Raw genomic sequence first — 316 nt, 5'->3', positions numbered from 1 at the left:
CGCGTCATCAAGGGTTGCCGCCTTTTTGGGGGCAGCCGCCGCAGAGACGGGAGGCATGAGCTGTTCGATTGCCTCTTCACAAACGGATGCCTCGCAAGGCATGGGTTCTTCCATCCGGAAGGCGTACAGCCTGCGCAGACGCTCGGAACGATTATCAGTATGCTCATCCACATAGCGGTCATCTATGTACGCTGCAATCTCGGCAAACAGCTTGCCGCTGATCTGATAGGCTTTGCGGTCAAAAATGACGATGTACACCGTCATTTCATTTTCGAGAAGGAAACTGCTAATGGTGTCAATCGCCACATTGAGAGCC

General features: G+C 53.5%; 1 pseudogene. It reads right to left on the bottom strand.

Annotated elements, in window-relative coordinates:
* Window positions 1-316: pseudogene (locus P0G09_RS17160) on the bottom strand (RNase III inhibitor); the annotation flags it as partial.

Origin of the sequence: Faecalibacterium sp. DFI.5.82 (assembly GCF_029076575.1) — a bacterium.
Classification (GTDB): Bacteria; Bacillota; Clostridia; order Oscillospirales; family Ruminococcaceae; genus Faecalibacterium; species Faecalibacterium duncaniae.
This window is presented reverse-complemented; position numbering and strand designations above follow the sequence as displayed.